The sequence below is a fragment of the Vibrio sp. QJM3NY_27 genome (assembly GCF_057785955.1).
This window is the reverse complement of sequence record NZ_CM173512.1, coordinates 617,682-630,074: the sequence shown is the minus strand read 5'-3', so window position 1 is coordinate 630,074 and position 12,393 is coordinate 617,682. Positions and strand designations below refer to the sequence as shown.

General features: G+C 44.6%; 13 protein-coding genes. 9 read left to right on the top strand and 4 right to left on the bottom strand.

Features of this window, described 5'->3' with window-relative positions; translation table 11 throughout:
* Positions 1-196: 196 nt before the first annotated feature.
* The gene (gene rlmJ / locus AC3CIA_RS18720; RefSeq protein WP_372334534.1) at positions 197-1,063 is read left to right on the top strand and encodes a 23S rRNA (adenine(2030)-N(6))-methyltransferase RlmJ; all 867 of its coding nucleotides are present in this window, start codon (positions 197-199) and stop codon (positions 1,061-1,063) included.
* Between the two features lie 307 nt (positions 1,064-1,370).
* Here the strand turns inward: rlmJ and AC3CIA_RS18715 are convergent, their stop codons facing one another.
* The 3 genes from AC3CIA_RS18715 to AC3CIA_RS18705 all read right to left on the bottom strand — a co-directional run bounded on the left by AC3CIA_RS18715 (position 1,371) and on the right by AC3CIA_RS18705 (position 4,512).
* A complete protein-coding gene (locus tag AC3CIA_RS18715) occupies positions 1,371-2,459 on the bottom strand; it encodes an alkene reductase (protein WP_488519500.1) in 1,089 nt (362 codons plus the stop codon).
* Positions 2,460-2,511: 52 nt separating this feature from the next.
* A complete protein-coding gene (locus AC3CIA_RS18710) occupies positions 2,512-3,720 on the bottom strand; it encodes an MFS transporter (protein ID WP_488519499.1) in 1,209 nt (402 codons plus the stop codon).
* A 108-nt stretch (positions 3,721-3,828) separates the two neighbouring features.
* Positions 3,829-4,512 (bottom strand): SDR family oxidoreductase, encoded by a 684-nt coding sequence (locus AC3CIA_RS18705; RefSeq protein ID WP_488519498.1) that lies wholly within the window; start codon positions 4,510-4,512, stop codon positions 3,829-3,831.
* A 143-nt stretch (positions 4,513-4,655) separates the two neighbouring features.
* Here AC3CIA_RS18705 and AC3CIA_RS18700 point away from each other — a divergent pair, with 143 nt between their 5' ends.
* The 8 genes from AC3CIA_RS18700 (at position 4,656) to AC3CIA_RS18665 (ending at position 11,925) form a co-directional block, all read left to right on the top strand.
* Complete coding sequence (locus tag AC3CIA_RS18700) at positions 4,656-5,585, top strand: LysR family transcriptional regulator (RefSeq protein ID WP_488519497.1); 930 nt, start codon at positions 4,656-4,658, stop codon at positions 5,583-5,585.
* Positions 5,586-6,210: 625 nt separating this feature from the next.
* Positions 6,211-6,615, top strand: a complete 405-nt coding sequence (locus AC3CIA_RS18695; protein WP_171307424.1) for a hypothetical protein — start codon at positions 6,211-6,213, stop codon at positions 6,613-6,615.
* Between the two features lie 14 nt (positions 6,616-6,629).
* A complete protein-coding gene (locus tag AC3CIA_RS18690) occupies positions 6,630-8,192 on the top strand; it encodes an NAD(P)-binding protein (protein ID WP_488519496.1) in 1,563 nt (520 codons plus the stop codon).
* Positions 8,189-8,980, top strand: a complete 792-nt coding sequence (locus tag AC3CIA_RS18685) for a hypothetical protein (RefSeq protein ID WP_488519495.1) — start codon at positions 8,189-8,191, stop codon at positions 8,978-8,980. Before AC3CIA_RS18690 ends, AC3CIA_RS18685 begins: the two co-directional genes overlap by 4 nt.
* 181 nt (positions 8,981-9,161) lie before the next feature.
* The gene (locus tag AC3CIA_RS18680; RefSeq protein ID WP_102550830.1) at positions 9,162-9,554 is read left to right on the top strand and encodes a GFA family protein; all 393 of its coding nucleotides are present in this window, start codon (positions 9,162-9,164) and stop codon (positions 9,552-9,554) included.
* A gap of 28 nt (positions 9,555-9,582) precedes the next feature.
* A complete protein-coding gene (locus AC3CIA_RS18675; protein ID WP_114634386.1) occupies positions 9,583-10,050 on the top strand; it encodes an OsmC family protein in 468 nt (155 codons plus the stop codon).
* A 122-nt stretch (positions 10,051-10,172) separates the two neighbouring features.
* On the top strand, positions 10,173-11,405 hold the full coding sequence (locus AC3CIA_RS18670) for a MalY/PatB family protein (RefSeq protein ID WP_488519494.1): 1,233 nt from the start codon (positions 10,173-10,175) through the stop codon (positions 11,403-11,405).
* Positions 11,406-11,580: 175 nt separating this feature from the next.
* A complete protein-coding gene (locus AC3CIA_RS18665) occupies positions 11,581-11,925 on the top strand; it encodes a ribosome recycling factor family protein (protein ID WP_488519493.1) in 345 nt (114 codons plus the stop codon).
* A 187-nt stretch (positions 11,926-12,112) separates the two neighbouring features.
* On the opposite strand, the gene AC3CIA_RS18660 is transcribed toward AC3CIA_RS18665, so the two are convergent.
* Positions 12,113-12,352 (bottom strand): RNA recognition motif domain-containing protein, encoded by a 240-nt coding sequence (locus AC3CIA_RS18660; protein ID WP_010432413.1) that lies wholly within the window; start codon positions 12,350-12,352, stop codon positions 12,113-12,115.
* Positions 12,353-12,393 lie beyond the last annotated feature (41 nt).

Below are 12,393 nucleotides of genomic sequence, written 5' to 3'. Positions count from 1 at the left end.
CTATGCTCTAGCAGTACAAGTTAGCAAGTAACGTCAGTAAAGCCCTTCGTTTGTAATAAAACGAAGGGCTTTATTTTTTATAAGAGTCAGACAGTTAGCGAAAAGAGAAGCTATTTCAAAAAACAGTGGATTGAATAGGCAACTGCGTGTGATATGAAGTATGTTTAGATGACGTTAGTAGAAATGAGGCAAGGGAATGGAATATCGACATCAATGTCATGTAGGCGACCATGGTGATGCACTGAAGCATCCAGTATTGAGTGCACTTGTTCAGTCATTAATGCAGCAGCATTCACGTCTCAATGTTATCGACACGCACTCAGGTACAGGGTGTTATGACCTCACCACCGCACCAAGTAATCATGCAGGTGAGTTTGCTGAAGGGGTCGGGTACTTGTGGCGCAATAAGGCTTATCTTCCTCCGGCATTCGCTTCTTTTATGTCGGTACTGGAATACTACAATCCGAATCAACTTATCTCTTTGTATCCGGGTTCTGCCGCCATCACTTACCAACAAGGTCGCAGCCAAGATAGCTTCTATTTTTCAGACATTCAGCAAGATGAAGCTGATTTACTGCAAACCAATATCGAGAGGTTACAGTGTAACTTAGATATTTCAAGCAAGCTTACGATTAGCGCAGGTGATGGGCTTAAAGCGTTACCTGATGACGTAGCTAAACATGACAATCATCATCTGATTGTTATCGACCCACCCTATGAAACCGATTCAGAATATCTCGCGGTGATTGATGCCTTAGTTAAGGCATATCAGCAGTCGGAGAAAGTATCTGCACTAATTTGGTACCCGCTCTACACGGATGACAAGAGCTCACTGATTTTGAACCACTGTGTGACCGCAGTGAAAGATGGTTTGCTGCCAAGTCCGATTAAGTCGGAGCTTCGCCTTCGAGATCCTAAGGGTGATGATCGCCTGATCGGTAGTGGTTTACTGTTGTTCAATCCACCGCAAGGCATTGCCGGAACGGTCGCGGATACGCTTGATTATTTACACAGCCAACTCGCGACTAACGGTGAAGGGTATTGGCAAATGAGAAGTCTATAAATCTGATTTCTATGGATTTTATGATGATTTTCTAGACGTCGTTCACTAAAACACTGTTATTTATGTGGTTTAAATTGACCGAACGCTAACTTTTATCGATTGATTAATTGCAGTGAATCATTTAAAAATAGAATATCAATGCGCACAAGTGCATAATGGCTCATAAGTTAAATAATTAATCTTAAGATTAAACTAGATTGTGGTTTACCCCCTAAACTGCATAAGGCTCGCACTAGTCATGCGAGCCTTTCTTTTGCCTGTCGGAAATGTTTCTAGTGGTTAGAAACCATCATCTCCTCCAAATTCATTACAACGCTGGGTAATCGATATAGCCTTTTTCGTTGCCGCCGAATAGCGTTGCGCCGTCAAGATCGGATAGTTCGTTGCCGTTTTGTAGGCGTGAAACTAGATCTGGGTTCGCAACAAATGGACGGCCAAATGCGACGAGATCGGCGTAGCCTTTACTCAATACTTCTTCGGCACGTTCTGGTGTGTAACTACCAGCGACAATGATGGTGTTGGAGAACAACTCTCTTAGCTCGACACGGAAGCTTTCAGGTATCACAGGCGCGTCATCCCAGTCGGCTTCTGATAGATGAAGATAAGCGATGTCACGCGCTTGCAGCGCCTTTGAAGCTTCTAAAATCGTTGGCACGATGTCTGGGCAGTTCATGTCTTTGAAGGTGATGAAGGGAGCTAAACGCACACCAACTTTGTCAGCGCCGATCGCTTCAATCACAGCATCGACCACTTCGATTAGGAAGCGAAGTCGGTTCTCGCGGCTGCCACCATAGTTGTCGGTGCGCTTGTTTGAATTGGTGCGTAGAAATTGATCGATGAGGTAGCCATTGCCACCGTGGATCTCGACGCCGTTGAATCCTGCCTCGACTGCTTTTTTCGCTGAGTGAGCAAAATCTTGAACAACGCGATCGATGTCTACTTGCGTCATTTCTCTTGGTTGGATGCAATCGACCATATTGCCGTTACCATTCTCATCAGAAATCCAAACTTGAGTTTCGACTGGAGCTAGTGCAGAAGGGGCAATCGGCAGTTCACCTTTTTGAAAGGTAGGGTGAGACACGCGACCTACATGCCATAGTTGGCAGAATATCGCTGCACCTTGCTCTTTTGCTGCTGTTGTTACTGATTTCCAACCTTCGATTTGCGCATCGGTATAAACGCCGGGTGTGAATGAGTAACCTTGGGAGTCATCTGAAATTTGTGTGGCTTCAGTGATGATTAGCCCTGCACTTGCTCGTTGTTGGTAATAAGTCGCCATCATGTCGTTTGGCACGTTTCCAGGTTGGCTAGTACGAGCGCGTGTCATGGGGGCCATAACCACACGGTTTTGTAGTTCTAGATCTTTGAGTTCTGCAGTTTCGAATAATTTGCTCATGGTATTTACCTTGTGTCGGTCATGTGTTGATTGATTTAGCGTGCGGTGGTCACTATTTCGATTCCGCAGGGCTGAAGATAGAGTCGTTTTGTGGCTTTTCAGATCGGTTGGCTTTTGCAATAAGCAACAAACCAATCACTGGGACAACAACGGCTGTGAATGGAATCATTCCTGCGCCTAGTTGGCTGTCGAGTACCATGCCGCCTAGGAAGCCACCGAAGGCATTGGCCAAGTTAAACGCTGAGATATTCGCGGTTGCTGCTAGCTCTTGTCCTTCGCCACCGTGGTTCATTACTCGAAGTTGCATTGCTGGAACGTTGGCAAATGAAGCGATACCAAAAATGAATGCGGCTGCAACGAATAGGATTTTGTTGTCTACCACAAGGCCAACCGCAATCAATGAAGCGATCATCGCGACAGCCCAAAACATTGAAGCTTTGCCTAGGTTTTTGTCAGAAGATCGTCCGCCTAAGGTGTTACCGATGATTAAGCCAACTCCAACAACCACTAAAATCCAAGTTACTGATTCTTGACTGTAGCCAGTGATGTGCATGGCGATTGGCGCAAGGTAGCCGTAAAGCGTCATGAAGCCAGACCAAGCAAAAGCGGTGATTGCTAAGCTGATAATGAGCATTGGGTTTTTGAATGCCATGAGCTGAGTTTTGATGTCTTTCGCTTCACTGTGACCTGTGGATTTGATTGACGTTAGGATAGAGATCATTGCAACTGTGCCAAGTGCTGCCACGGTAAAGAAAGTGGTGTGCCAGCCGAATTGCAAGCTCACCCAAGTACCTGCGGGAACGCCAAGAACGTTAGCGAGCGTTAAGCCTGCGAACATTTGGCCAACGGCACGACCTGCCATTTTCTCAGACACTAAATTGGTCGCGACAACTGCCCCTATGCCATAGAAAGGACCTTGCACTAAGCCTGCGATAACACGGCTTGCAAGTAGAAGTGGGTAGCTAGGAGCAAGGGCTGATAAGACATTGCCAATAATGAACAGAGCCATTAAACCGATTAGCACTAACTTCTTATTAAAGCGTGCGAGGTAGATGGTTAAGATTGGCCCTCCGATAACGATAGCAAGCGCGTAAGCACTGATTAGATAGCCTGCTTGACCTTCCGTGATCGAAAGCGATGTGGCGATTTGTGGGAGAATACCTGCAATCACAAACTCAGCCGTACCTATGGCAAAAGCCGCGAGTGTCAGTATCCAAACCTGAAACGGCATCTTTTCTTGTTTCATGACTTGTTGTTTCATGTTGAGTGACCTGTGTTGATATGGTTGTTAAGGGCGCTTGAATTACGCGCCCTGCATTCAATTTTTCTGTGAGTTATACAGCCTGAAATTTTGAAAAAAATTCGGGAACTAGCCGAGCAGTGCACCGCCATCAATGTCGATGATCGAGCCCGTAACGTAAGGGTTATTAATCGAGAACAAGTAACCCATAGCTATCTCTGAAGGTTCACCAACCTTGCCTGCGGGTAGATTGTTTTTGGCGTTGTCATACATGCTTGAACGAGTTGAGTCGTCCATGTTTTTGTAGGCTTCCGTCATGGTAAGGCCGGGGCTGACGGCGTTTACTCGAATCGGTGATAGTTCTTTCGCTAACACTTTAGTGACGCTTTCTAGCGCTGCATTTATCGCAGTTTTTACGTAAGTGCCAGCAACAACTTTGCGTGACAGCATGCCGGTTGTGAGTGTGATAGAGCCGTTTGATGTCATGTAACGTGCAGCATGTTTAGCAACGTTTAGGCTTCCCCAGAATTTGGTATCAAAGGCTGTTTTCGCGTCTTCGATGGCAACGTCGGTGACTTTTCCGCCCGGAGCGTATGAGCCTGCCGTTACTACCAAATGATCAAAGGCACCAATTGATTCAAAGTAATCACAAATCGATTTTTCATTGCTGATATCAACGCCGGTGTGTCGGCTTGCAATGTGTACCGTGTGCTCTTCATCTCTCAATTGCATAGCCAAAGCTTTGCCGATACCTGATGTGCCACCAATGATGACGAATGTGTGTTTTTCTTGGTTTTTAAGTTCGTTGTTCATGTTCCGAATTCCTGCATTGTTCTGCTGATGGTTGTTATTATATTTATTCGATTAATTTTGATAATTAGCTAAAATATAAAATAATTATTCGGTTAGGCTGAATAATGAGATTGAGTAACGGCGAATAAGCGAAAGGGCGAGAAATGGACAAATTTTCAGATATGGCAATGTTTGTGGGTATCGTGAAGCATCACGGGCTAGCAGCTGCAGGGCGTGAATTGGGCTTGTCTCCTGCGACAATGACAGCAAGGCTGCAGGCGCTTGAAGAGCGATATGGTGTGAAGCTGTTGAACCGTAGCACTCGCCATGTGTCGTTGACCGATTCAGGGGAGCTGTATTACAAGGCGTGTCTGGAGATATTGGATAACGTCAGCGAGGCTGAAAACCTGATTCAAAATGGCGTCAAAGAGGTTAAAGGCCCACTAAAGATTGCGGCACCTAAAGACATCGGAAAGCAGTACATCCTTCCTATTCTTTCGGAATTTTGTCAGCAGTATCCAGACGTTATTCCCTACTTGTATTTGAACGATAACCTATCGAATATAGCCGAATCAGGCATGGATATCGTGGTCCGTTATGGTGAGTTGGTCGACAGCAGTTTGATATCCAGACGCTTATCACCGAGCCGACGTGTGCTGTGCGCTTCCCCAGAATACCTCGCCAAATACGGGACGCCGATCAAGCCTCAAGATTTGGTTGATCATGCGTGTCTGGCGATGCTTCGTAGCAACGAAGAACTCAAAACCTGGCACTTCCAAGATCATGACATGAAGAAGGCTGTGACGGTGGTTCCCAAGCGATTTTCGGATGATGGCGAAGTGATCCGTTATTGGGCGCTACAAGGAGAGGGGATTGCACTGAAATCCATTCTGGATGTGCAAGATGACATCAATAATCAGCGCCTTGTGACGTTACTTAACGGCTACATGAAGAACTTCAATACCGCGATGTCTGTGTCCAGTGCCGACTTGAATGTGGTGTACATCAGTAAGAAATATCAGCCGAAACGTATTCGGCTGTTTTTGGATTATCTACTTGAGAACTTCAGTGGTTTGGTCGAGAGGTCAGGCTGAGAACAATTATTGTTAATTTATCAATAGTGAAGCTTCAATGCTGGCCAGCTTTGTCTGGCGGCAAATGTTTATGATGAGAGGTCTGTCAGTGAAAAGATCTCTTCATCGAAGATGACACCATTCCTCCTGTTCGTCACACGTTCGTACTTCATCCTTATTGAAATATATCCTCCTATGTAATCCCCTTTTGCCGCCAAAAATAGAGGTCGGAAGGAAAGATCAAGCTCTCTTCTCGCAAGTTTAGGTGAGAGATTGTCCTGTTTTATAAAATCTTAATAATCAATGTGTTAGTAAGGAAGCCTTTGAGTTGTTATTTGAGTTTTTTATGATTTAAAGTGTATGTAATTACTTAGGTTTATCAATCCCCTCATCCAGAACCTAAATAAATCACGATATCAAATAAATTCGCGTAGCTCTCTTTTTCTACCCAACTGGTCATTTGTTGTCTTTTTTATCTATTTAACCCTCTAATATTTATCAGTTTTTTATTTTTCGTCGCCTTCCCTATCAATGGTGTATCTCTCACAGAATTAAAATACATAAGCCAATAGTTGTGACATTGAATTTGAGATAGATTCTCATTTGGGAACATTCCCGCTAATAAATATAATAATGGAGAAATATAATGAAAAACGTTCTTGGCTTCGTGACCCTTCTTGCTGCTTCTTTTGTTCACGCCGAAGACGCGATAACTTTCCCAAATCAACAAGCTACTGAGGTGAATGAGTCGATAGTCTTTCCGACCGTTCAGCATCCAATCGCGTTAGTTGGTGGATACGAAATAGAAAATGGTATTTTGCATTCTCGCACTTACGATTGCGGAATTAATATCAGTGATCTAAACCTATCGGCACAACTTGTCTGGGAAGGTGCGACACCGAAAGTGATGATTGTTGGGGATGACCTAATTATGTGTCGTTCACTGGCTAATAGTCCGTTTGAATTAGACATCAACCCAGTATTGAATCAGCTTCCGAATCACGACCTATATCGTTTAGAGCTCGCGAATCATATCATCTTGAACCGATAGTTTAAGGAGAAAACATGACCTGTTATTATGTAAATGAGAGTGAAGGTGAGGTCGGTGTTAGCACCGGCCCTACGCGGCCCAAAGTTGCCATTTTCGGTGCTGGGATTTCTGGCTTAGCAGTGGCTCATAATTGTGTAAAACAAGGCTTCGATGTGGCTGTTTACGATAAGGAGCTCTACACCGGAGGAAAATGTGTCGGAACGGTGGATGAGGGAGGCTTGGTTCATGAGCTTACTCATCGACAGTTTTTCGCCAAAAACTACAACTTGATAAACTTCCTTAAAGAGGTTCCTCGTGAGTCTGGCAATTGTTTAGATTCACTATATCCCCAGAATATGGTTCAGTTTTCTTGGGCGCAAAATAATAAGACGATACAGTTTCAACGCGGGTACTTTTCCCGCGTTGAAAAGCTATGGGATGACGCAAAGTCTGCTTATTCAATGCTTTATGCTCAAGTTCCTATAAAGGACACGCTTTGGTTTAAGCAAAGGTTACAGAAACCGTATTCGATGGAGGAACTGCTTGGGGTTCCTGTTAGTGAGTTTTTTTCTTATGAGTCTAGGCCTGGACTTGCTGGCTTCCTTCGTTCGGTCTTATTAGGTTGGATTGGAGCAACGGATGATACGCCAGCGTTGGCCATTTTGGATTTGCTCAACAATAAAGATGGAGAACTGCATGCCTCTGCCCCCGACGCGTACAGTTTGGGAATGAAAGAACCGATTAGTGATGCGCTTATTAATCCGTTGACTCACCATCTTAAAAAGCAAGGAGTTCAATTTCACTTAGGTTACAAAGCCAAAGCCATTTGTCCCAATAAAAAACGAACTCGGATTGATAGTGTGCTGCTACATAATGATTGTCGTGTCTTCGCTGATTATTACGTCTTCGCGCTTCCCGCTCACGTTATCAAATCTTTATTCTCAGAGATCAGTTCAGTATTAAATTATGGGTATGTACTGAGCCACGGGTTTCAGTTCTATTTCTCTCAAGTCCCTTCGATATTGAAGAATAGGACGGTGGGATTAGTTCTCGATTCTCCTTGGGGATTGAGTTATCACGTGACGACTCGAAGTACGTCAGAAGGAGAGATGACATGTCTATCGGTAACAGCGACTGATCTTGATAAGGCGCTCGGCCTCCTTTACCAAAAGCCGATGTTGTCTTGTACAGAGAAGCAGGTAAAGGATGAATTACTGTTCCAGCTTTTTGGGCAATTAGATTTACTCGACCATTCTGCTTATCAAGGTTTCAGAGTTGGTCTTGGTGCGAAAATGGTGACACCTCAAGAATTGGAAACCTTATATTCCGATTACTTTTGTGGCGATGTGGTGACTAATGAGCGTGGGCAATCCCGTTATTGGGTCCTGCAACACGCATTAACTCAGCCAACAGCTCAGAATTCGCTATCAACAACGATGAATAACTTTTCTAACGTCTTTTTTAGCGGTGAGTATCTGTCTGATCCAAGACAAACTTGGCGAGTCCCCGTTACGCTGGAACGATGCATTGAAACGGCCAATCTATGTGCTGCAGATTTGGTTGAGCGTGTCTCTTCTGAGCGCGAGGAGCGTCGATGAAATCAAGTGTCTATTCTCCTTTATCATCCGGGCTATTTTTACTTGTTTGCCTAGTGTACGGCAGTGGTTTCTATCTACTTGTGCAAAGCTCGATTTGGCTTGCACTAGCTCTGACTTTAGTTTTGCCTGTGTTGTTCTGGCCGTTGACAAAACCAGTCGAAAACGCCAGTGAGATAAAGCGAATCCTTGGTCTCGAAATGGGGTTTAACCTACTGTGTTTTATGGCGGTGAGTCAGTGGTTGAGTGTCGAGTATGTCGATAAAGGTTTGGTCGTGTTTTTTGTCCTCCAGTCTGTTGGTTTTGTATTGGTGCAACTCAAAAAGCAGGCCTACCTGTCGATGTTTATCTCGATGGTGCTCGCGGCGACAATTGCGTATTGGGTATATACGGGTAAACAAACCTTGCTGTTAGGAGAGGGTAAGATTCTCTTATTTGGTGAAGTGGTTCCTTGGCAATTAAAAGTGATTTATGGCTTTTGGTTAATTCAATTGCTGTTGGTGGAGTATCGCTCAGTTTTGCCGAAACTTACTCTCGCTATCTGCCATATTGCATCCTTTATGATAGCGATTGGTGCGGAGGATTTTTTCCATGCTCGTATCGTGACAGCCTGCCACCTTCTGTTTCTCAGCTTATGTTTCGATTTTAAGCGTTTAGATTGGGGAGGGAGGGACTTTGCTGTATCAAATCGATTAAGCGGCTTTATTCAATTGCCAATAGTTAGTAAGACGCTCTCTGGACTGATTCTGGGTGTCGTTGTTATCACTTATCTCGGAATTTTCTTTATGTAAATTGGTTCCGTTTTTCAATATGGAATGACGTGGGTGTTTAACTTGCCTCAAACTCTCCACGCCATTCGGAGGCACCTCTCTCAACCCATGACGTATCTCTCGAACTCAACGTCAGCTTAAGGACAGAGTTCATTGAACTGGTTATGATACGTGCAATACAAGGACGTGATTGGAGAGAAAAATGAAAGTAGTCGGCAACACGGTTATCCAACCTTTTCACAAAGCCACCTGCCACTGTGGTGCAATCGAACTAGAACTCAGCCTACCTAACGGGATAGAAAAACCACGTCGTTGTGATTGCTCTATCTGTCGTCGCAGGGGAGCGATTGTGGGCTCTGTTGCGCTAGATGGCATCAAGATCCTCAAAGGTGCGGAGCATCTTAAGCTTTATCAATTCAATACCAACACCGCGAAGCATTACTTCTGCTCAAACTGCGGTATCTATACCCATCATCAACGCCGCTCAAGCCCAAATGAATACGGTTTTAACATCGGTTGTTTGGAAGGAGTGAACCCTTTTGATATTGGTGATGTGGTGACCAACGATGGTGTGAATCACCCTGCCGATCGTTAAGTAATGAACATTAAAAAGGAACGGTTCTATGTCTGAATATGGTGCGCTCATTCGTTGGCAAAAAGCGGCAGATGAAGCCTTTAGCGACAATCAATACAGCCGCGGTCATACGTGGGAATTTGATGGTGGAATCACTGTGCCTGCTTCATCTTCTCCTCATGTTGTGCCGCTCCCATTCTCGGTGGAAGCGAATGTTGACCCAGAAGAAGCCTTTATTGCGGCACTCTCTAGCTGTCATATGCTGACTTTTCTGGGAATCGCCGCGAAGCAGAAGTATGTGATCGAGTCTTATGTGGATGATGCGATTGGTGTGCTTGAGGAAGATGAATCAGGCCGCTCATCGGTCACTAAGGTGACTCTGCGACCTGACATTGTGTTTCTAGGCACCAAACAACCAACCGCCAAACAACTCGAAAAACTGCATCACTTGGCACACAAAAACTGCTTTATCGCGAACTCGGTAAAAACAGAGATAAAGGTCGAGATGCGAGATTGATTTAAATTAATCGCAAGATTTCTTTAAAAGCTTCGTCTTTTTGATTTTGCCGTCGTCTTAAGGGTATTCATGCAATTCAGTTGATTGCAAAAAGACCGAACACACTATTTGAGGACACCTCCATGACAGCGTTTAACAGTACATCGAACTATGGTGAAAATGCGTTTATCAAAAGCAAACCACAGATGCTACAGAACATTTATAACACCACAGATGTATTCCCTTATTGGGTTGCCGATATGGATTTTCAGGTGGCAGAGCCGATCACTCAAGAGCTGAATCGTCTGGTTGAGCGCGGTGTGTACTCTTATGAGTTTCATGAGCAAACAGTGTTTGAAGCGCTGTCGCAATGGTATTCAAAGCGTCATGGTTTGAACCTATCTGCTGATAAGTTCGTTCAGGTGCCGGGTGTGCTTTCTGGTATTGCATTGTTACTGCGTCAATTCACCAATGAAGGTGATGGTGTGCTGATCCATACGCCGGCGTATCACCAGTTTTCTAACTTGGTGAATAAAGCAAATCGTCAGGTGGTGAAGAGCCCACTTATCAATGATGAGCAAGGTTACCGCATTGATTTCGATGGTATGGAGCAACAGATCATCGAGCAAAAAGTGAAGACGATGATTTTCTGTAATCCACACAACCCAACAGGCCGAGTGTGGACACCGCAAGAAATCGAACAGGTTATCGAAATTGCCAAGCGTCATGATGTATTGATCATCAGTGATGAGGTCCATTCAGACATTATCTTTGAAGGTCACTCTTTTACGAGCTTGACCAGTTTTGACTACGATAAGGTCATCACCTTAATTGGATCTCCGGCAAAAACATTTGGTATGCACAGCATCTCCAACGGTTATTTGTACACCAACAATGATGAGCTATTTGAAGCGTTCAAAACCAATGTGGTCGCAATGTATCTTGATCACGGGAATGCATTCAGCACGTTCGCAACCGTGGCGGCCTTTGAAAAGGGTGAAGAGTGGTTAGATGGCATGTTGGTGTACCTGCAAGACACGGTTAAGTGGATTACCGAGTTTGCAGAGCAGCGAATTCCTCAGTTAAAAGTCTTCCAACCGCAAGGGACTTACCAAGTGTGGTTTGATTTCTCAGGCTTAGGCTTTTCGGAAGAAGAGCTAAAAAATGTGGTGTTTGAACAGGCGAAGATGGGGTTAACGCCGGGCGGTTGGTTTGGTGCTGAAAGTCCTAACTTTATGCGAATGAATATTGCCACTTCGCGCGACAATATCGAGCAATCATTTACTGCTTTAGCAGACGCGATTGATGGCTTTGAGCGAGGAAGCCAGGAGAGTTCAAACTGCTGTGATAGCGGCGCTTCAAAAAGCTGCTGCTGATATCGAGCGTTAGGCTCTAAAGAACAAAAAACCGCGAGGCTGCTTAGTGCATCACTGGCGGTTTTTTTATGTCTGTGTAATCCTACGTACGGTTTTATTGAGTGACAGTTAGAAAGTACTGAGAGATAGGTAGCGATCTCTTGAATGGTAGGAATAGATTGGTTAGCAGAGAGTTATGTTTAGCGTCCCACTGAATAGTTTTGTACATCGTGTGAGTGATAAAAGCCAAGTGGTGGCGCATGCTGAAGAATGTGGATGCCAGTTGAAGCGAGTTCGTCGTTCGCGCAATTGGCTGTTGGTCGCTCAAGAGCATCAACTCGTTGAACTTAAAACGATGTTAACTCACGAAAAAGACGGTTGGATAGCAATCGCAATCGATAAAGTGCTGCCTAAACCTGTTGTGTGTTTGGCATCTCAGTTGGCCGCGACACCCTCAATGACCGTCGCTCAACTGGTGATGGAATCTGGATGTTCAATGGCAGAAGCAAGGCGTGCCATTGATGAACATGAAGGGCTGTAGGCGCAAACTATAAGTGAATAGGTTGTGTTGTGAAATGTTGTAAAAGAGAATCGCGAGCAGCAAAAAGCCCGTAACGATATTATGCTTTTTCAGCGGAATATCGTTACGGGCTTTATCATCTGTGCTTACTGTGAAGCTAGATCACGAGGCAGTTCAATTGCCTGTTCATGTATAGCGCTAGTTCTTATTAAGAGTTAGCTACTTTTACACGAATCGTGTTTTTGCCAAGCTTTGACATGTTTAGCTTGTTTAGTGCTGCTTTAGCTTCTTCGTGCTCTGGCATTTCAACAAAAGCAAAGCCTTTAGATTCGCCAGTTTCTTGGTCTAAAACTAGGCTGCACTCTTTTACTGAGCCGAACTCAGAAAATAGAACACGGATGTCTTGCTCTGCAGTAGAGCGCGATAGGTTACGAACTAGAAGTTTCATAATAAACCTTGAATATGAATTTACGCCGAGCATTGTCGCAC

Bases quoted from the DNA above. Each gene is read 5' to 3' on its own strand.
- rlmJ (WP_372334534.1), top strand. From the start codon at position 197: ATGGAATATCGACATCAATGTCATGTAGGCGACCATGGTGATGCACTG.
- AC3CIA_RS18690 (WP_488519496.1), top strand. From the start codon at position 6,630: ATGACCTGTTATTATGTAAATGAGAGTGAAGGTGAGGTCGGTGTTAGC.
- AC3CIA_RS18680 (WP_102550830.1), top strand. From the start codon at position 9,162: ATGAAAGTAGTCGGCAACACGGTTATCCAACCTTTTCACAAAGCCACC.
- AC3CIA_RS18705 (WP_488519498.1), bottom strand. From the start codon at position 4,512: ATGAACAACGAACTTAAAAACCAAGAAAAACACACATTCGTCATCATT.
- AC3CIA_RS18665 (WP_488519493.1), top strand. From the start codon at position 11,581: ATGTTTAGCGTCCCACTGAATAGTTTTGTACATCGTGTGAGTGATAAA.
- AC3CIA_RS18675 (WP_114634386.1), top strand. From the start codon at position 9,583: ATGTCTGAATATGGTGCGCTCATTCGTTGGCAAAAAGCGGCAGATGAA.
- AC3CIA_RS18670 (WP_488519494.1), top strand. From the start codon at position 10,173: ATGACAGCGTTTAACAGTACATCGAACTATGGTGAAAATGCGTTTATC.
- AC3CIA_RS18710 (WP_488519499.1), bottom strand. From the start codon at position 3,720: ATGAAACAACAAGTCATGAAACAAGAAAAGATGCCGTTTCAGGTTTGG.
- AC3CIA_RS18660 (WP_010432413.1), bottom strand. From the start codon at position 12,352: ATGAAACTTCTAGTTCGTAACCTATCGCGCTCTACTGCAGAGCAAGAC.
- AC3CIA_RS18700 (WP_488519497.1), top strand. From the start codon at position 4,656: ATGGACAAATTTTCAGATATGGCAATGTTTGTGGGTATCGTGAAGCAT.
- AC3CIA_RS18685 (WP_488519495.1), top strand. From the start codon at position 8,189: ATGAAATCAAGTGTCTATTCTCCTTTATCATCCGGGCTATTTTTACTT.
- AC3CIA_RS18715 (WP_488519500.1), bottom strand. From the start codon at position 2,459: ATGAGCAAATTATTCGAAACTGCAGAACTCAAAGATCTAGAACTACAA.
- AC3CIA_RS18695 (WP_171307424.1), top strand. From the start codon at position 6,211: ATGAAAAACGTTCTTGGCTTCGTGACCCTTCTTGCTGCTTCTTTTGTT.